This is a genomic window from Streptomyces sp. NPDC020996 (assembly GCF_040641355.1).
In the GTDB taxonomy this organism is placed as follows: domain Bacteria; phylum Actinomycetota; class Actinomycetes; order Streptomycetales; family Streptomycetaceae; genus Streptomyces.
Window position 1 is genome coordinate 38,065 of sequence record NZ_JBFADM010000057.1, and the last position, 18,571, is coordinate 56,635.

An 18,571-nucleotide genomic window follows, 5' to 3' on the forward strand; every position below is an offset into this window, starting at 1 on the left:
GAGCAACACCCCTTGACCCACGGGGGACACGGGGGTCAAGGGGGTCACGGGGGAGCAAGACGAGGGGGTCCACGGGGGACACGGGGGAGCACAACGGGGACACCCCACGGGGGACAACGGGGGACAACGGGGGAAGCGGGGCTGGAGGGCCGGGGGGTCCGTCCAGTCCCGCTCTCGTGTGCGCTCAGCCGACCTGCGCGTCGGGAGCGGGCGTCGCCGGCCGCCGGTCCGCGACGGCGGCCGCGGCGAGGCGGCCCAGGGCCTCGTCCTTGTCACAGGGGTGTGCGCCCAACGCGGTCTGGCGGGCGATGATCGAGCGCTCCCGCCGCATCAGCCGCCAGCCGCGGCGCAGCAGGAACGGCACCGACTTGCGGCCCTCCTTCAGGTCCCGCAGGAAGCGCCGGCGGAACGTGCGCACCGGGCCACGGCTCAGGCACAGCGCGTCGGCCAGCAGTCCCGCCTCCCGGCAGCGGGCGATGATCTCGGCCGCGAAGATGCCCTCCGCTATGAACAGCGGGGTCCGCCCGATGCCGACGGTGTCCTCGCCGGTGCGGGCGCTGAGGGCGATGTCGTAGACAGGGACGTTCGTCCGGCCCGTGCCGCACAGTTCGGCGATCGCGGCGACGGCCGTGTCGGCGTCCCAGGAGTCCGGGTGGTCCCAGTCGATGTCGGAGCTCCCCGTCACCAGCGGCAGCGTCGGGTCGTCGCCCTCCTTGTAGAAGTCGTCCAGGCGCAGCACGGGCAGACCGGAGCGGGCTGCGACGAGGGACTTGCCCGAACCCGAAGGACCGCAGAGCAGCACGACACGGGCGGAGGAGGGGAGTTGGATGCTCACGGGACACCAGTTTGACGTATTCCGTACGCCTTGCCGACCCCGCGGGTCGTCTTTGGAGTGCGCGTCACACCTCAACTACCCTACGTGTCTGTCCGATCACGTTCCGATCGCACCCGATCGCGTCGAGCTTCAGAAGGTGGCCCCAGACATGGCACGACACGCGTCCCCCTCCCGCCCGGTCGTCCGGCGCGCCCTGCTCGCCCTCGCGACCACGGGGGTGGCACTCGGCGCGGGCGCGGCGACGGCGTCGGCGGATGACCGGCCGGTGCTGGACGTGCCGCACACGCGGCCCGCCGCGCTCGGTGAGACCGACCCGCAGGCCGGGGCCCAGGCGCTGACCGGCACGGTCGGCCACGTCACCGGCCCGGTCGCCGGTCTGAAGCCCAACCCCCTCGCCGGCACCGGCGTAGACCCGCTCGACAACGGCGTCGCCACCCGGCTCGACGACTTCCGCCCGCTGTCCTCCCAGGCGCTGACCCGCCCGGTCGCCGAGGCGGAATCCATCGGCTCGATCCCGGTACTGGGCCGGGCGACCACCCTGCTGGGCGGCTGACCTGCGACGCACGCACGGAAGCCGTGCCCCTTGAGGCGGGGGCGCGGCTCCCGTGTTCCGGTCAGGGTGTGCGGCCGGGATGCGTGACCAGGATGTGGATGACGTCCTCGTCGATGACGTAGAGAACCCGGTAGTTTCCGACGTGCAGCCGGCGCAGGTCGGGGGATCCGTAAGGAGTGGAACCAGGGGGCCGCGGCTGATCGGCCAGGGCGTCCACGGCCTCGTAGACGGCGGACAATCCGGCCGGATCCTCCTTGAGGAACCTCACGGCCGCACTCGTGGCGCGCGGTTCCCAGATGATCTCGTAGGCCACTTATCGCAGCCCCAGCATCCGGCCGACTTCCTCGTGCGGGACGCCCGGCTCGAGCGTCCCCTCCGCCTTGCGCCGCTGGTAGTCCGCGAAGACGAGGGCGTCTTCCAGATCCTCTATCACCTGGGGTGAAACGAGTAGGGCTGCCACATGCCCGTGGTCGGTGAGAGCGATGGTCTCGCGACCGTGGGCGGCGCGACGGACGAGGTCGCCGAGCTGGGAGCGGGCTGCGCTGATAGCAATCTCGACCATGTTCCAGATCATTCCATGGTGCATCTTGTGGTCAATTCATGCCTGCGGCGGCACGGGCAGGGCGGGGAGCCGCGTCGCCCTGGGGGCGCTCTCGGGCGGCCGGGCGGCGCGGCTCGTTCGCGGGCGGCTCAGTACGACGAGCCAGACGCGCCCAGGGAACCCGTCGGGTGCCAGACCGTCTTGGTCTCCAGGAACGCCGTCATGCGCTCGGTGCCCGGAGTCGCCGTCCAGTCGTCCACAGGCTGTGGACGGAGGACGCGCTTGAGGTTGTCCGCCGCCGCGGTCTCCAGCTCCTTCGCCAGGGCCTCGTCCGCGCCCGCGAGGTCGATCGCGTTGACGTCCATGTGGGCCGCGAGCGGCGCCGCGATCTCGGACGTGCGGCCGGAGAGGACGTTGACGACGCCGCCGGGCAGGTCGGAGGTGGCCAGCACCTCACCCAGGGAGAGCGCCGGGAGCGGCGCCCGCTCGGAGGCGATCACGACCGCCGTGTTGCCGGTCGCGATCACCGGGGCGACCACCGACACCAGGCCCAGGAACGACGACTCCTGCGGCGCCAGGACGGCGACCACGCCGGTCGGCTCGGGGGAGGAGAGGTTGAAGAACGGGCCCGCGACCGGGTTGGCCGCGCCGGTCACCTGCGCGATCTTGTCGGTCCACCCGGCGTACCAGACCCAGCGGTCGACCGCCGCGTCCACCTGGGCGGCCGCCTTGGACTTCGACAGGCCCTCGGCGTCGGCGACCTCGCGCACGAACTGGTCCCGGCGCCCCTCCAGCATCTCCGCGATCCGGTAGAGCACCTGGCCGCGGTTGTACGCCGTCGCGCCGGACCAGGCGCCGAACGCCTTGCGCGCGGCGACCACCGCGTCCCGGGCGTCCTTGCGGGAGGACTGCGGCGCGTTGGCCAGCCAGTTGCCCTTTGCGTCGGTCACCTCGTACACCCGGCCGCTCTCGGAACGCGGGAACTTGCCGCCCACGTACAGCTTGTAGGTCTTGAAGACGGACAGCCGCCCGGCCGTCTCGGACTTGTCAGACATCGAGGTACGCCTCCAGGCCGTGACGGCCGCCCTCGCGGCCGAAGCCCGACTCCTTGTAGCCGCCGAACGGCGCGGCCGGGTCGAACTTGTTGAACGTGTTGGACCAGATCACGCCCGCGCGCAGCTTCCGCGCCACCGCGAGCACCCGCGAGCCCTTCTCCGACCAGATGCCCGCCGACAGGCCGTACTGGGTGTTGTTGGCCTTGGCGACGGCCTCGTCGGGCGTGCGGAAGGTCAGCACCGAGAGCACCGGGCCGAAGATCTCCTCGCGGGCGACGGTGTGCGCCTGGGTGACGTCGGTGAACAGCGTCGGGGCGAACCAGTAACCGGACGACGGCAGTTCGCAGGCGGGCGACCAGCGCTCGGCGCCCTCCGCCTCGCCGCGCTCGACGAGCGAGGTGATCCGCGCGAGCTGCTCGGCCGAGTTGATCGCGCCGATGTCCGTGTTCTTGTCGAGCGGGTCGCCCAGGCGCAGCGTCGACAGGCGGCGCTTGAGGGAGTCCAGCAGCTCGTCCCGGATCGACTCCTGGACCAGCAGCCGCGAGCCCGCGCAGCACACCTGGCCCTGGTTGAAGAAGATGCCGGTGACGATGCCCTCGACGGCCTGGTCCACCGGGGCGTCGTCGAAGACGATGTTGGCGCCCTTGCCGCCCAGTTCCAGGGTGAGCTTCTTGCGGGTGCCGGCGACGGCCCGCGCGATCTCCTTGCCGACGGGCGTGGAGCCGGTGAAGGCGACCTTGTCCACGTCCGGGTGGGCGACCAGCGCGGCGCCCGTGTCGCCGTATCCGGGAAGGATGTTGACGACGCCCTTCGGCAGGCCCGCCTGGCGGCAGACGTCCGCGAAGAAGAGGGCGCTCAGCGGCGTGGTCTCCGCCGGCTTCAGCACCACCGTGTTGCCGGTCGCCAGCGCCGGGGCGACCTTCCACGCCAGCATCAGCAGCGGGAAGTTCCAGGGGATGACCTGGCCGGCCACGCCCAGCGGCCGCGGGGACGGACCAAAACCGGCGTGCTCCAGCTTGTCGGCCCAGCCCGCGTGGTAGAAGAAGTGCGCCGCGACCAGGGGCAGGTCGGCGTCGCGGGTCTCCCGGATCGGCTTGCCGTTGTCCAGCGTCTCCAGCACCGCCAGCTCGCGGCTGCGCTCCTGGATGATCCGGGCGATGCGGAACAGGTACTTGGCGCGCTCGGAGCCGGGCAGCGCCGACCACTTCTCGAACGCCCTGCGGGCGGCCTTCACCGCGCGGTCGACGTCCGCCTCACCGGCCTGCGCGACCTCCGACAGCACCTCCTCCGTGCTGGGCGAGACGGTCTTGAAGACCCTTCCGTCGGCCGCCTCGGCGAACTCGCCGTCGACGAACAGGCCGTAGGAAGGGGCGATGTCCACGATCGCCCGGGACTCGGGAGCCGGTGCGTATTCGAATGCCGACGTCTGCAATTCCATGTCCATGGTGTCTCAGTCCACCGTCACGTAGTCGGGACCGGAGTAGCGTCCGGTGGCCAGCTTCTGACGCTGCATCAGCAGATCGTTCAGCAGCGAGGAGGCGCCGAAGCGGAACCAGTGGTTGTCCAGCCAGTCCCCGCCGACGGTCTCGTTGACCAGCACCAGGAACTTGATCGCGTCCTTGCTGGTACGGATGCCGCCGGCCGGCTTCACCCCGACCTGGACGCCGGTCTGCGCGCGGAAGTCGCGGACCGCCTCCAGCATCAGGAGCGTGTTCGCGGGCGTGGCGTTCACCGCCACCTTGCCGGTGGACGTCTTGATGAAGTCCGCGCCCGCCAGCATGCCGAGCCAGGAGGCGCGGCGGATGTTGTCGTACGTCGACAGCTCGCCGGTCTCGAAGATGACCTTCAGCCGGGCGTTCGTGCCGCAGGCCTCCTTCACGGCGACGATCTCGTCGTACACCTTCAGGTAACGCCCGGCGAGGAACGCCCCCCGGTCGATGACCATGTCGATCTCGTCGGCGCCCGCTGCCACGGCCTCGCGCACGTCCGCCAGCTTCACGGACAGCGCGGCGCGGCCCGCCGGGAAGGCGGTGGCGACCGACGCGACCTTCACCGGGGAGCCGGCGACGGCCTCCTTGGCGACGGCCACCATGTCGGGATAGACGCACACCGCCGCCGTCGCGGGCGTGGCGGGGTCCGTCGGGTCGGGATGGACCGCCTTGGCGCCGAGCGCCCGGACCTTGCCCGGGGTGTCCGCGCCTTCCAGGGTCGTCAGGTCGACCATCGAGATGGCGAGGTCGATGGCGTAGGCCTTCGCGGTCGTCTTGATGGAACGGGTGCCGAGCGAGGCGGCGCGCGCCTCGAGGCCGACCGCGTCGACGCCGGGCAGCCCGTGCAGGAAGCGGCGCAGCGCGCCGTCGGACGCGGTGACGTCCGCGAGGGCGTGGGCATGGGCGCCGGGGACGCCGGGGGTGCCTCCCACGCGTTCGGCGGTTGCGGAGGGTGCGTTGATGGGCATGGTCACCAGACGAGCATATCTACGCGCGTAGCGGCTGTACACCCCGGGAGAACCGGGGACTGGGGGGCGGCTGGCGTCGGGCGGGTGCGGGTGTTGGGTGGCGTCGGGTGGGTGTGGGTGTGGGTGTGGGTGGCGTCAGGCGGGTGTGGGTGTGGGTGGCGGGCCGGTGGCGTGGACTGCGGCCCGGCGGGCGTGGGTGGCGTCAGGCGGGTGTGGGTGTGGGTGGCGGGCCGGTGGCGTGGACTGCGGCCCGGCGGGCGTGGGTGGCGGGCCCGGCGGGTGCGGGTTGTGGGCCGGCGGCAGCGGACGGGCGGGTTCGGGTGGTGGACCGGTGGCGCGGACCGCGGCCCGGCGGGTGTGGGTGGTGCCACCGCCGCAGCGGGTGGTGGTCCGGTGGTAGCGGCGGATGGCGGCCCGGTGGCAGCGGACGGGCGGGTGCCGGTGGCGGGCCCGGCGGGCTTGGGTGGTGGCCGGGTGCTGGGGCGGGAGCCCGGTGGCAGCGGGCGGTGGCCGGGTGGCCGGTGGGTCCGCACGGGCGTGCGGCACAATCGGCACCATGACGACCCCCGAGCCCCAGTCACCCGCACCGCAGCCCCCGGCAGCCCAGCCCAGGGACCGCGTCTACCGGTCGCCCGCGGGCATCGCGGGCGGTGTCCTGCTGCTCGCCATCGTCGTCTGGCTCGGCACCGACGCGATCGTCGCCGGACACGGGCGCACCCCGTGGCTGGCGCTGGCATCGCTGCTCCTGATCGTGCCGCCGGTCGTCGCCTTCGGCCTGCGCCCCGCCGTCCACGCCGACGAGAACCGGCTGCGCATCCGCAACCCCTTGCGCGTCGTCGTGCTGCCGTGGGGGCAGGTCGCCTCGCTGCGCTCCGGCTACTCCAACGAGGTGGTCACCGAGTCCGGCGCCAAGTACCAGCTGTGGGCCATCCCCGTCTCCCTGCGGGCGCGCAAGAAGGCGGCCCGCCGGGAGGACCGCGCGTCGGCGGAGCGGGCCGGTGGGAAGACGGGCCGCGGCGGCCGCGCCGGCCGCGGCGGGGCGTTCGGAGCCGGGCAGGCGTTCGGCGGGTCCGGGCGCGCGGCGGTTCCGGACGCGCCCGTGCGCGCCGAGACCGACAAGGTCATGGACGACCTGCGCGAGCTGCTGGAGACCAGGGGACAGGCGGAGACGGCCCAGGGCGAGGTGACCGTGCGCTGGGCGTACGAGATCGCGGCTCCGACGCTGGCCGGCGCGGTGCTGCTGGCGGTGCTGCTCGCGACGGGCTGACGAGATCGCCGCGATGCGGAACGACCCCGCCCGCCGACCGCTCGCCCCGCCCGCCGACCGCTCGCCGCGGCCGGCGGCTGGGAGCGCGCCCGCCGCCCGTGGGCGCCGGCCCTGCTGTGGGCGCTCGCCTGGACGGCCGCGCTCCTGCTGCTGCCGTAGGACCGACGCTCCCGCTGCTGCCGTGGACGCCGTTCCCGCTGCTGCCGTGGGACCTGCTGCCCGTAGGAGCGCTCAGGGTGCGCCCGGCCACAGCAGGGCCATGTGGGCGCCCCAGTACGCGGAGCCCAGTACGGCCGCCGTCAGGAACAGCGCGCGGTACCTGCGGGAGGCGCGGGTCAGGTGCAGGGCGAGCGGCATCAGCAGCGGGAAGCCCGGCATCAGGAAGCGGGCGCGCGGGAAGTAGACGCCGCCGCTGCCCAGCACGATCACCAGCAACACGCCCGTGAACACCAGCAGGGGCAGCGGCTGGCGGTCCCCCACCGACAGGGCGAACAGCACCGCCGACGCGATCAGCGTGCCGGTCACCATCACCAGGAACAGGTGCGGCCGAGGGTCCGAGGCCAGCATCTCCCGGATCCGGCGCACCGTCTCCCGGCCGCCGTCCAGCTCGTTGCGCCACAGCCGTTGCACGGCGAAGTAGCCGTCCCAGCGGCCCACCCGCAGGCCCACCCAGCCGACGTACCCGCACCAGCCCAGCGGCGCCAGGGCGGCGGCCGCGAGCAGGCGGGCGTCGAACGGGCGGCGGCGCACGGCGAGCAGCGCCCACCCGGCCACCGCGGCCGCCACCGCGACACCGGTCGGCCGGGTCAGGCCCGCCAGGCTCGCCAGGCAGGCCGCGGTGAGCGGACGGCCGGTGAGCACCGCGTACAGCGCCCACGCGGCGAACGCCGTGAACAGGGACTCGGTGTAGCCCATCCACTGCACCAGGCCGACCGGGAGGGCCGCCCACAGGACGGTGAGCAGTACGCCGGTCCGGTGGCCGTACAGCCGGTCGCCGACCGCGAACACGCCCCAGGCGGCGGCCAGTGACGCGAGGACGGCGATGCCCAGGCCGGTGGAGGCGCGGCTGCCGGGGGTGACCACCGCGACCGCCTTCACCAGGTACGGGTACAGCGGGAAGAAGGCCAGGTTGTTGGCGTTGTACGCGGTGCCGAGTTCATGGGCGTAGCCGTGGTCGGTGATGCCGAGGTACCAGTCGGCGTCCCAGTGCAGCGCCAGCACCGGCCAGACGCCGTGGTGCCGGCGGTGGGCCCACACCGCCAGCACGGCCAGGCCCGTCAACCGCACGGCGAGGTATGCGAGCAGGGCCGGGGCCGCCTGCCACAGCGCGGCGCGCGGCCGGGACGGCGGCGGCGCCTTTGGGGGCGGGGAGCCCGGGGATGCGGTCGCTCGGGGTGTCGGCCGGAATGCGGTCGTGGACACGGCGGCGGCTCCAGGCTGGCTCGGCGGTGCGTTTCCGCTCCACCGTTGCCCGGCGGCCGGTCCGGAGCGTGGAGCCCGGGTCAACAGACCGCGGAAAACCACCCGACGGGGTGCCCCCCGGACGGCGCATGGGGGCACCCCGTCGGGTGCGGGCCGAAGTCCGCCCGGTCGGGTGCGGCCCGGAGTCCCGGAGACCCGGAGTCCCGGAGTCCCGGAGACCCGGAGTCCCGGAGTCCCGGAGTCCCGGAGACCCGGAGACCCGGAGACCCGGAGACCCGGAGTCCCGGAGTCCCGGAGTCCCGGAGACCCGGAGTCCGGCATGGGGCGGACGCCGGGGTCGGACCCCGGCCCGTACCGGAGCCAGGTACGGGCCGGAGCGCGCATACAGGCCGGAGTCCGGATGCGGGCCGGCGTCCGGATACAGGCCGGCGTCCGGATACAGGCCGGAATCCGGATACGGGTCAGATGCCGGCCGCCGCCGACACGTCCCGCCGGATGTCCGCCAGCAGGCCGGCCGCCCTGGCGCGGGCCGCGGGCAGGCCGGCGTGCGCGGAGACCGGGACGACGACCTCCAGGTAGCACTTCAGCTTCGGCTCGGTGCCGCTCGGGCGGACGACGACGCGGGCCCCGTCGAGGGTGTAGCGCAGCCCGTCCGTCGGCGGCAGCCGGTCCGTGCCCCGCGTGAGGTCCTCGGCCTTCGTGACGGTCAGGCCCGCCAGCTCGGCCGGGGGCCGCTCGCGCAGGCGCCGCATCGCGTCGGCGATGAGCGACAGGTCCTCGACGCGCACCGAGAGCTGGTCGGTGGCGTGCAGCCCGTGCTCCACGGCGAGGTCGTCGAGCAGGTCGGGCAGCGTGCGGCCCTGCTCCTTGAGGACGGAGGCCAGCTCCGTGATCAGCAGGGCGGCGGTGATGCCGTCCTTGTCGCGCACGCCGTCGGGGTCGACGCAGTAGCCGAGCGCCTCCTCGTAGCCGTAGCGCAGGCCCTCCACGCGGGAGATCCACTTGAAGCCGGTGAGGGTCTCCTCGTACGGCAGACCGGCCCGCCCGGCGATCCGGCCGAGGATGGAGGAGGAGACGATGGACTCGGCGAGCGTGCCCCGGGCCCCGCTGCGCACCAGGTGGGCGGCGAGGAGCGCACCCACCTCGTCGCCGCGCAGCATCCGCCACTCGCCGCCGTCCTTGACGGCCACGGCGAGGCGGTCGGCGTCGGGGTCGTTGGCGATGATCAGATCGGGGTCCGTCTCGCGGGCCCGCGCGAAGGCCAGGTCCATGGCGCCGGGCTCTTCCGGGTTGGGGAAGGCGACGGTCGGGAAGTCCGGGTCGGGCTCGGCCTGCTCGGCGACGAGGACGGGCTCCGGGAACCCGGCACGGGCGAACGCGGCCAGCAGGACGTCCTTGCCCACGCCGTGCATCGCCGTGTAGACGGTGCGGGCGGTGCGCGGGGAGCCGTCGGCGAGGACGGCGTCCGTGCGGGCGAGGTAGGCGTCCAGGACGGAGTCGTCCAGGGTCTGCCAGCCGGAGTCCGGGCGCGGCACGTCGTGCAGGGAGGCGATCGCGGCGATCTCGGCGGCGATCTCCGCGTCGGCCGGCGGGACGATCTGCGAGCCGTCGCCGAGGTAGACCTTGTAGCCGTTGTCCCGGGGCGGGTTGTGGCTGGCGGTGACCTCCACGCCGGCGACCGCGCCGAGGTGCCGGATGGCGAAGGCGAGCACCGGGGTCGGCAGCGGCCGGGGGAGCACTGCGGCGCGCAGCCCCGCTCCGGTCACGACGGCGGCCGTGTCGCGGGCGAAGTCGGCGGACTTGTGCCGGGCGTCGTAGCCGATGACGACCAGGCCGCCGGTGTCGCCCTTCTTCTTCAGGTACGCCGCGAGGCCGGCGGCCGCGCGGATGACGACCGCGCGGTTCATGCGCTGGGGACCGGCGCCGAGTTCGCCGCGCAGGCCCGCGGTGCCGAACTGGAGGGTGCCGCTGAAGCGGGCCGACAGTTCCGTCACGTCACCGGCCTCGATGAGCTTGCCCAGCTCCTCGCGGGTGTCCGGGTCGGGGTCCTCGGCGAGCCAGGTCCGGGCCCGGGCGAAGAGTTCGTCGTGCACGTCGGGTCAACCTCCGGTTGCTTGTCGATGCCGGTCACGGCCGGTCACGCATGTCCACTTCAGGTCCACTTGAGGTCCACTTCGGGTCCACTCCAGCGAGTGCCCGGGAGCCCTCAGAGCCGGCCGAGCACCTGGGCCAGCAGCGCGCCCATCCGCGCCGCGCTGTCCCGCCCGGCCTGCAGGACCTCCTCGTGGTTCAGCGGCTCCCCCGTCATGCCCGCCGCGAGGTTGGTCACCAGGGAGATGCCCAGCACCTCGGCCCCCGCCTCGCGCGCCGCGATCGCCTCCAGCACCGTCGACATCCCCACCAGGTCCGCACCGATGACCCGGGCCATCCGGATCTCGGCCGGGGTCTCGTAGTGCGGGCCGGGGAACTGGGCGTAGACGCCCTCCTCCAGGCTCGGGTCGATCTCCTTGCACAGCGCGCGCAGCCGCGGCGAGTACAGGTCCGTCAGGTCGACGAAGTTCGCGCCGACGATGGGGGAGGTGGCGGTGAGGTTGATGTGGTCGCTGATCAGGACCGGCTGGCCGGGGCGCATGCCCTCGCGCAGACCTCCGCAGCCGTTGGTGAGGACGACGGTCTTGCAGCCCGCCGCCACGGCCGTGCGCACCCCGTGCGCGACCGCGGCGACACCGCGGCCCTCGTAATAGTGCGTCCGCCCGAGGAAGACCAGGGCGTGCTTGTCGCCGGTCCGGTACGAGCGGACCGTGCCGCCGTGTCCCTCCACCGCCGGCGCCGGGAAGCCGGGCAGGTCGGTCACCGGGAACTCGGCGTCGGGGGCGCCGAGGGCGTCCACGGCCGGCGCCCAGCCGGAGCCCATCACGAGGGCGACGTCGTGGGTCTCGGCGCCGGTGAGTTCGCGCAGCCGCGCGGCGGCGGCGTCGGCGGCCGCGTGAGGGTCGCCCTGGATGTCGTCCGGAAGAAGAGATGCGTTCACGCCGATGAGGGTAACCGCTCAGGGCCTACGCGCGTAGATGGTTGGCGCGACGCGTTGGCGATCGTTGTCTTGTCGTTTTCAACGAACGGCGTGACACAACGGGATGTTTGCGTCCGCTGCGGACGGAACGTTCGCCCTCCCCCGCCCGGCCGTGCTCAGCGGCGAGCTCGGCAGGGGGCTCGGCAGCGGCTCAGCAGGGGCGCTTGCGCAGCTCCATCACATAGTCGTACGGAGCGCCGGCCGACTCCGCGGCGTCGGCGATCTCGCCGAGGTAGCGGGCCGAGGGCAGGCCGCCCTCGTAACCGTTGAGGACGTACACCCAGGCCGCCTCCTCGCCGTCGAGCGTGTGCACCCGCACCCGCATCCGGCGGTAGATGCCGAGCCCGACGCCCTCCCAGCGGTCCATGGACTCCTCGTCGAGCGGCGCGACGTCGTACAGCGCGACGAAGACCTGGGAGCCCGGCGCCTCGGCGATCGTCGCCAGCGCTCCCTCCCAGCCCATGTGCTCGCCCCCGAAGGTCAGCCGCCACCCGTTCAGCCAGCCGGTGGCGCGCAGCGGCGAGTGCGGGGCACGGCGGGTCATCAGCCGCGCGTCGAGGTTGCCGGCGTACGCGGCGTAGAGCGACATGCGTGAAGGGTACGGCAGCGGCCCGTCCGCCCCCGGCGTCCCCGGGACGACACGACGTCCCCGAGGCAACAGGAGCCCCCGGCGCGGGACGTGCCACCTGCGCGGCACGGCTTCCCGCCGCCCCGGGCGGGAGCATCTCCCGCCGTGCGGGACAATGGAGTACGTGACTCGGATCGTGATCATCGGTGGCGGACCCGGCGGATACGAAGCGGCGCTGGTGGCCGCGCAGCTCGGCGCGGAGGTGACCGTCGTCGACTGCGACGGCCTGGGCGGCGCGTCGGTGCTGACCGACTGCGTGCCCTCGAAGACCCTCATCGCCACGGCCGAGGTGATGACCACCTTCGACTCCTCCTACGAGGAGCTCGGCATCATCGTCGCCGACGACACCCCGCCCCTGGAGCAGGCGGCCCGGGTCGTCGGGGTCGACCTCGGCAAGGTCAACCGGCGTGTCAAGCGGCTCGCCCTCGCGCAGTCGCACGACATCACCGCCTCCGTCACCCGGGCCGGCGCCCGGGTGCTGCGCGGCCGGGGCCGGCTGGAGGGCATGCAGGCCCTCGACGGCTCCCGCAAGGTCGTCGTCACCGCGGCCGACGGCACGGAGGAGACCCTCACCGCCGACGCCGTGCTCATCGCCACCGGCGGTCACCCGCGCGAGCTGCCCGACGCCCGGCCCGACGGCGAGCGCATCCTCAACTGGACCCAGGTGTACGACCTGACCGAGCTGCCCGAGGAACTCATCGTGGTCGGCTCCGGTGTCACCGGCGCCGAGTTCGCCGGCGCCTACCAGGCCCTCGGCTCCAAGGTCACCCTGGTCTCCTCCCGCGACCGGGTGCTGCCCGGCGAGGACCCGGACGCCGCCGCCGTCCTGGAGGACGTCTTCCGTCGCCGCGGCATGAACGTCATGGCCCGCTCGCGCGCCGCCGCCGCCAAGCGGGTCGGCGACCGGGTCGAGGTCACCCTCGCCGACGGGCGGGTCATCACCGGCTCGCACTGCCTCATGGCCGTCGGCGCCGTGCCCAACAGCGCGGGCCTCGGGCTGGAGGAGGCGGGCGTCCGGCTGCGCGAGTCCGGGCACATCTGGACCGACAAGGTCTCGCGCACGTCCGCGCCGGGCGTGTACGCCGCCGGTGACGTGACCGGCGTCTTCGCGCTCGCCTCGGTCGCGGCCATGCAGGGCCGCATCGCCATGTACCACTTCCTCGGCGACTCGGTGGCCCCGCTCAACCTCAAGACGGTCTCCTCGAACGTCTTCACCGACCCCGAGATCGCCACCGTCGGCTACAGCCAGGCCGACGTGGACGCGGGGAAGATCGACGCGCGGGCGGTCAAGCTCCCGCTGCTGCGCAACCCCCGGGCGAAGATGCAGGGCATCCGGGACGGCTTCGTCAAGATCTTCTGCCGGCCCGGCACCGGGATCGTCGTGGGCGGTGTGGTCGTGGCCCCGCGCGCTTCGGAACTGATCCATCCGATCTCGATCGCCGTGGACAACAATCTGACGGTCGAACAGATCGCGAACGCCTTCACCGTGTACCCCTCCCTTTCGGGCTCGATCGCGGAGGTCGCGCGGCAACTGCACACCCGCAAGACGAGCGGCGAGATCTGACACCGTCGAGCGCCGGGGTAGGTGGCCCGCCGGCTCCCGGCACCGGGCGTGTGCGGCGGTTCAGTCCTCTTCCCGGACGTACTTGTCGATGGTCTTGGAGAGGCGGCCCGCCGTCTTGGCCGCCTCCCGCCACTTGTCGTCCGTGAGGGAGTCGTAGGCCGGGTCCTTCAGCTCGCGGTACCGTTCGAGCGCGTCCCACGCGGACTGCAGGGACTGGAAGAGAACCTGTTCCGGTTCCTCCGCCTCGGTGACCGGTGTCGTCACGTCCTCGCTCAGTACCTGCTCACGCAGCCAGTCGTTGTTGTACGACGGCGTATTGCGCTGTGTGCTCTCGGGCAGTTCCCTGCCGTCGGGACCCAGCCGGGGGAAGGGACGGCCCTCGCGGGATGCCCGCACGGTGGCCATGAGCTGCCGGATCCCCCACTCGTTCTTCATCATCTTGCCGATCACCACGGCAGGCTGACCCCGGAAGCGGGCGGAACCGCGGTCGACGCCGAGACCGCCCAGTGCCAGGAGCGGAACCACGCCACGCGCCGCCACTTCCTGGCAGTGGGGACCGGGCCGGCCGTCGCGTACCTCGTTCAGCGCCTTGCTCTCCAACTCGTCGAGCGCGGCGTCGTCCGGACGCGAGCCGACGGTCCAGGGAACAGAGCCCACGTCCGTCCACAAGGCGTTCACAGCGGCGTTGCGTGCGCGGGCAAGGTACTGATGGTCGTGACCGGAGAACGAGCGCAGGGCCAGTTCGATGGTGGGACGGGAGCGGTTCTTGGCGGAGAACGCCTTCGTGTTGAGGGCCTCGTTCAGCACTTTGCGCAGTCTGGTGTCAGAGGTCGTCATGAGTCGGATGAGCCAGGCGCAGCGTTCGTCACGGTGCCGGCTGAATCCCAGCTTTCGCGCGACCTCCGCCACGTCCTCCCGGCCCAGTGCGTACACGAGTTCGGCGGAGCTGATCAGGCCGTAGTCCGCCAGCGTGTTCACGGACCGCTCCGCGAGCAGGGTGCCCTGGGCCTCCTCGGAGAAGGACTTGGGCTCGATGTTCTGCGCGCCGAGAGCCAGATTCAGCGTGCTCGCATAGGTCGGCTCCGCAGAGGAGGGGCGCCCGGCCATGTGCTCGTCCCAGCCCCAGCCGACGATCAGGTCGGCCTCGGCGGTCAGAGCGTTCATCACGCCTTCCGCGGCCAGCAGCCCCGCCTGGTCCGCTTCCGCGGTAGACGAGAGTGCCTCGACGTCGTGCGTCAACTCCTTGAGGCGGCGGGTGAGCCACTTGCGCTGCGACTCGGGGGTGGCGGCGACGATCTCGGACTCGGCGAGTCCGAGGATCTTGTGTGCCGACGCGGTACGTGACGTCCCGTCCACGACTCCTACGGCGGGGCGCGGCGGGGCGTCGGTGAAGCGGTACTCGACATGCCCCGCGAGCAGGGGCATCAGAATCCCGTTGACCCGGATGTCGGCTTCCCAGGAGTTCTCTTGCCGCACGTAGTCCGCGTTCTCGTCCAGCGCGGTCGCGACGGCCTGCCGGGTGCCACGGTAGATGAGGGAGGGAACGCTCCCCGAGGAGTCCGGCGCCGCGAGCGCCACCTTCGACGTCGTCCCCGGGGTGACCTGGGGGTCGGAAAGGTAGGCCTGGCCGACCACGAAGCGGCCGTTGGTCGCGTCGACCAGCAGCAGAGGCGTCCATACGGTGGCGCGGAGCAGACGGAGTATGCGCCCGCCGCGCACACGTTGCGACCGTATCTGGCTGGCTCTGACACCTCGTGGGTCGACCGTCACGGTAAGCAGCTGAGTGGCCGATTCGACCGTGTGCGTGATGCCGTTGGCATGATCGACGATGCGCTCGGCCGCTGCCCGTACCGCTCTCAAGTCACGGACCTGGAGATCCTTGAGCCGGTCGACCAGGACGCCCACGCGGCTGCGGTATTCGTCTTCGGGGAGTTCATAGGAGGATTCGATGTCACTCATACGTGTCTGACCTTCCGCTTGACCCCCGACAGGCGGGGAGGCAGAGTGGATGTATTGCCGACCCCAGGAGGGGTCGGAAGTGGGGCCAGGCCATCCGCCGGACGACGGACGCCTGGCCTTCGCGCTTCGTCAGCAGAGTTCCTGCGCCGTGGCGGGCGCGTGCGGTGTCCCGCACGATCCGCAGGTGAGCACTGTTCCCTTGGAGCCCCGCAGAGCTGCCGTCCAGTAGTTCGGCGCACCACTGACCGCGGCGCTGTACGCTCCTGCGGCGATGTCCGCAGACCACAGCGCAGGCTCGTCTGCGCCTGGCGCATGGCTCACGCGTAGCGAGGGCGGCAGTATGCCGGATCGGCGCAGTCCCGCCAGCGCGGCCACGTCGGCCTTGTCCCGCTCGGGCCCACGGGACTCGAACAGAGCGTGACGGACGCGACGCCGGCCCAGATCCAGCAGCAGGGTCTCCATTGCCTTGCGGCGGGCGCGCTCCTGCTTCGCGGGACTCATCCCGCACCAGGTGGCGACGACGATGTCAGCGCGCAGCGAAGCCAGACCGGAAGCGGCCAGCGTGCGCCGGGGTGGCGATTCGTCACGCCAGTGCAGTTTCTTGCGCTGCCCCGGCAGACGCAGCCCGCTCATGCGGTCCCGGACTGCGGGCAGTGTGGTCGAGGGCACGATGACCGCAGACAGTAGATAGACGGCGGCAGCGCCAGGGCCGTGGCGCATCGACTCGTCGCACAGGGCGATGGTTCCCGACTCGGTGTGTCCAGGGACGTCGCCCACATGGCTCGCACACATGTCCAGCCTCCTCGGAGCCTTGCGGCTCAACGCAGGAGGCCGACCCTGAAGGTCCGTCTTCCTGCACTCCGTTGCGTGAGGGCCCTCGGCGCTCGCGCGTTCCAGTGGTGGAAGCGAGGGAGTCGCACGCCTGCGACAGGCCCGACGAGAGCAGTTCGGTGGAGAACCGGTGCGCCGAGCGTGCCGGAGAAGGAGTCTGACCAGGTGGATCCTCAAGAATCCACTGGTGGGACACCATCCTGCGGGCGAGGTAGTCGTTCCAGTTGATAATGCTAGCGAACCAGCCTACAGAGATGAGGGTTTGAGCGGCAAGTGTGGTAACGGGCCCCATGGGCGGACGTGTTACCGGAACGGGTCCGTCCGATCTCGATCGCCGTGGACAACAATCTGACGGTCGAACAGATCGCGAACGCCTTCACCGTGTACCCCTCCCTTTCGGGCTCGATCGCGGAGGTCGCGCGGCAGCTGCACACCCGCAAGACGAGCGGCGAGATCTGAGCCGCCGGATCCGGTTTTCCCGCTGCTCACGGGGAGTTGCCGGACATGCGGGCGGCATAGGCGGGGCGGTTATGGCCTTATACCACTTGCTGCCCCGCTGTGCGAACAACTTCTGCTATTCGGCGCAAACTGCTGAAAGCAGAAGGTCGTTGGGGTTACTGTCAGTTTCGTGTTCGCTGCAGAACGTCGCCAATTGATCCTCGAAATGGTGCGTGCGAACGGGGCCGTGTCGCTCCGTGAGCTCGCCCGCGTCGTCCAGACCTCCGAAGTGACCGTACGGCGGGACGTGCGCGCGCTGGAGGCAGAAGGACTCCTCGACCGCCGGCACGGCGGTGCGGTATTGCCGGGCGGGTTCACGCGGGAGTCCGGCTTTCCGCAGAAGTCACATCTCGCGACCGCCGAGAAGACGGCCATCGCCGACCTCGCCGCCAACTTCGTGGAGGAGGGCGAGGCGATCGTCGTCGGGGCGGGCACCACCACACAGGAGCTGGCGCGCCGGCTCGCCCGGGTGCCCGGGCTGACCGTCGTCACCAACTCCCTGCTGGTGGCCCAGGCGCTGGCCCACGCCAACCGGGTGGAGGTCGTGATGACCGGCGGCACCCTGCGCGGCTCCAACTACGCCCTGGTCGGCAGCGGCGCCGAGCAGTCCCTGCAGGGGCTGCGCGTGTCGCGGGCCTTCCTGTCCGGGAGCGGTCTGACCGCCGAGCGCGGGCTGTCCACGTCCAACATGCTGTCGGCGTCGGTCGACCGCGCGCTCGTCCAGGCGGCCGCGGAGGTCTTCGTCCTCGCCGACCACACCAAGCTCGGCACCGACACCATGTTCCAGACCGTGCCGACGGACGTGATCACCCGCCTCGTGACGGACGAGCCGCCGCCGCACGACGACCGCGCGGCCACCGAGTTGCAGGCCCTCGCCGACCAGGGCGTCCAGATCGCCGTGGCCGGGGCCTCGTCGGGCTCGGGGAGTGATGCGGTCCCCCCACGCCGGCCGCGCCGGGACGTGTCGCTCCCCGGCCCGCGCCGCGGCCAGGTACCCGGCAACGGCCTCCGGACGGCCGCCGCCCTCGGTGACACGCCCCCCGGCACGGAACGCGGCCGCGTCGCGGACCTGCGCCGCCGGTAGCCGACCCGCGGAGGCCGCAGCGCCCCTCCGGGCCCGCGAGACCGCCGCACTCACCTCCCCCCTGCGAGCGCCGGGCCGGCCCGTGCCCCACCACGGGCCGCAGTCCACGCGGGGTCGCTCGCGTCGGCTGCGGGTCAGCGCGGGGGCGATCCGTTTACTCCGGGTCAGTGGGTCGGTGCGCGCTGACTCCGGGTCAGTGGGGTCCGGGCGCTCACTTCGGGCCTGCGTGGTTCGCCCGCGCCCAGCGGACCGCAGTCCATGTGGGATGCAACCGCGCTGACTCCTGGGCAGCGCAGGGGCGATCCGCTCACGTCGGGTCAGCGGGGGCCGTGCGCGCCGACTTCTGGGGCGAGTGGGCCACCGTACGCACTCCGGGCCGATGGGTGTCGTTCGTGCCCCATTGCGGGGCCGCAGGCGAGTCCCGGCCGGCGGCCGGTCCGCCGCCGCCTCTGGTCCGCACCTGCGGCTGGTTCACGACCCCGGTCCGCCCAGCCTCCATCGGGCCTCCCGTCGCCGGTCGCGGTGCCCGGGCCGGTCCCGGTGACGTGGCGGACGCCCCCACCAGGGCACGCACCGCGCGGCAGCGATGACCCCATGGACGATGATGCCCTGCCGCCGGGACGTCCCCCGCCCGGTGTTGAGGGGCGGGCGGGGGACAGGCGGCACGCGCCGGTCCGGAGGCCGGTCGTGTCCGGCGTGCGGTGAGACGGCGGAGGCCGCGCGGCCCCCGGTGGGCGGCGAGCGCGAACCGCCCGCCGTGCCCCGTGCCGTGGGCCCCGGAGCCGCCGAGGATGCCGATCGACAGG

Annotated in this window: 16 protein-coding genes and 1 pseudogene; 5 read left to right on the forward strand and 12 right to left on the reverse strand. The window is 72.6% G+C overall.

Features of this window, described 5'->3' with window-relative positions; translation table 11 throughout:
* Nucleotides 1–184 precede the first annotated feature (184 nt).
* Nucleotides 185–835: a uridine kinase gene (locus AB0G63_RS30440; protein ID WP_360756711.1), complete on the reverse strand. Its 651-nt coding sequence runs from the start codon at nucleotides 833–835 to the stop codon at nucleotides 185–187.
* A 148-nt stretch (nucleotides 836–983) separates the two neighbouring features.
* On the opposite strand from AB0G63_RS30440, the gene AB0G63_RS30445 reads away from it, so the two are divergent.
* Nucleotides 984–1,388 carry a hypothetical protein gene (locus AB0G63_RS30445; RefSeq protein ID WP_360756714.1) on the forward strand — a complete coding sequence of 135 codons (405 nt, stop codon included), beginning with the start codon at nucleotides 984–986 and terminating at the stop codon, nucleotides 1,386–1,388.
* Nucleotides 1,389–1,449: 61 nt separating this feature from the next.
* On the opposite strand, the gene AB0G63_RS30450 is transcribed toward AB0G63_RS30445, so the two are convergent.
* From AB0G63_RS30450 to deoC, 5 genes are all read right to left on the reverse strand, one after another.
* Complete coding sequence (locus AB0G63_RS30450; protein WP_360756717.1) at nucleotides 1,450–1,701, reverse strand: type II toxin-antitoxin system RelE/ParE family toxin; 252 nt, start codon at nucleotides 1,699–1,701, stop codon at nucleotides 1,450–1,452.
* Nucleotides 1,702–1,950, reverse strand: a complete 249-nt coding sequence (locus AB0G63_RS30455; protein WP_360756747.1) for a type II toxin-antitoxin system Phd/YefM family antitoxin — start codon at nucleotides 1,948–1,950, stop codon at nucleotides 1,702–1,704.
* Nucleotides 1,951–2,078: 128 nt separating this feature from the next.
* Nucleotides 2,079–2,984, reverse strand: coding sequence for an aldehyde dehydrogenase family protein (locus AB0G63_RS30460; protein WP_360756720.1), 906 nt, complete (start codon nucleotides 2,982–2,984; stop codon nucleotides 2,079–2,081).
* Nucleotides 2,977–4,422: an aldehyde dehydrogenase family protein gene (locus AB0G63_RS30465; RefSeq protein WP_360756722.1), complete on the reverse strand. Its 1,446-nt coding sequence runs from the start codon at nucleotides 4,420–4,422 to the stop codon at nucleotides 2,977–2,979. The genes AB0G63_RS30460 and AB0G63_RS30465 overlap by 8 nt, the downstream gene beginning before the upstream one ends.
* Before the next feature lie 12 nt (nucleotides 4,423–4,434).
* Complete coding sequence (gene deoC, locus AB0G63_RS30470) at nucleotides 4,435–5,484, reverse strand: deoxyribose-phosphate aldolase (RefSeq protein WP_360756724.1); 1,050 nt, start codon at nucleotides 5,482–5,484, stop codon at nucleotides 4,435–4,437.
* 514 nt (nucleotides 5,485–5,998) lie between these two features.
* On the opposite strand from deoC, the gene AB0G63_RS30475 reads away from it, so the two are divergent.
* Nucleotides 5,999–6,709, forward strand: a complete 711-nt coding sequence (locus AB0G63_RS30475) for a PH domain-containing protein (RefSeq protein WP_360756727.1) — start codon at nucleotides 5,999–6,001, stop codon at nucleotides 6,707–6,709.
* 231 nt (nucleotides 6,710–6,940) lie between these two features.
* Here the strand turns inward: AB0G63_RS30475 and AB0G63_RS30480 are convergent, their stop codons facing one another.
* The 4 genes from AB0G63_RS30480 to AB0G63_RS30495 form a co-directional block, all read right to left on the reverse strand.
* The gene (locus AB0G63_RS30480; RefSeq protein WP_360756749.1) at nucleotides 6,941–8,035 is read right to left on the reverse strand and encodes a hypothetical protein; all 1,095 of its coding nucleotides are present in this window, start codon (nucleotides 8,033–8,035) and stop codon (nucleotides 6,941–6,943) included.
* Nucleotides 8,036–8,592: 557 nt separating this feature from the next.
* Entirely contained in the window at nucleotides 8,593–10,224 is a 1,632-nt protein-coding gene (locus AB0G63_RS30485) for a phospho-sugar mutase (protein WP_360756730.1), read from the reverse strand.
* A gap of 113 nt (nucleotides 10,225–10,337) precedes the next feature.
* The gene (locus AB0G63_RS30490) at nucleotides 10,338–11,162 is read right to left on the reverse strand and encodes a purine-nucleoside phosphorylase (RefSeq protein WP_360756732.1); all 825 of its coding nucleotides are present in this window, start codon (nucleotides 11,160–11,162) and stop codon (nucleotides 10,338–10,340) included.
* Nucleotides 11,163–11,352: 190 nt separating this feature from the next.
* Entirely contained in the window at nucleotides 11,353–11,790 is a 438-nt protein-coding gene (locus AB0G63_RS30495) for a gamma-glutamylcyclotransferase (RefSeq protein WP_360756735.1), read from the reverse strand.
* Nucleotides 11,791–11,944: 154 nt separating this feature from the next.
* On the opposite strand from AB0G63_RS30495, the gene AB0G63_RS30500 reads away from it, so the two are divergent.
* Nucleotides 11,945–13,393, forward strand: coding sequence for an NAD(P)H-quinone dehydrogenase (locus tag AB0G63_RS30500; protein WP_360756737.1), 1,449 nt, complete (start codon nucleotides 11,945–11,947; stop codon nucleotides 13,391–13,393).
* 60 nt (nucleotides 13,394–13,453) lie between these two features.
* Here the strand turns inward: AB0G63_RS30500 and AB0G63_RS30505 are convergent, their stop codons facing one another.
* Both AB0G63_RS30505 and AB0G63_RS30510 read right to left on the reverse strand, forming a co-directional pair.
* A complete protein-coding gene (locus AB0G63_RS30505) occupies nucleotides 13,454–15,352 on the reverse strand; it encodes a hypothetical protein (RefSeq protein ID WP_360756740.1) in 1,899 nt (632 codons plus the stop codon).
* 129 nt (nucleotides 15,353–15,481) lie between these two features.
* Nucleotides 15,482–16,144, reverse strand: coding sequence for a hypothetical protein (locus AB0G63_RS30510; protein WP_360756742.1), 663 nt, complete (start codon nucleotides 16,142–16,144; stop codon nucleotides 15,482–15,484).
* Nucleotides 16,145–16,492: 348 nt separating this feature from the next.
* On the opposite strand from AB0G63_RS30510, the pseudogene AB0G63_RS30515 reads away from it, so the two are divergent.
* Nucleotides 16,493–16,642: pseudogene (locus AB0G63_RS30515) on the forward strand (NAD(P)H-quinone dehydrogenase); the annotation flags it as partial.
* 169 nt (nucleotides 16,643–16,811) lie between these two features.
* Nucleotides 16,812–17,765, forward strand: coding sequence for a DeoR/GlpR family DNA-binding transcription regulator (locus AB0G63_RS30520; RefSeq protein WP_360756744.1), 954 nt, complete (start codon nucleotides 16,812–16,814; stop codon nucleotides 17,763–17,765).
* The last annotated feature ends 806 nt before the right edge of the window (nucleotides 17,766–18,571 follow it).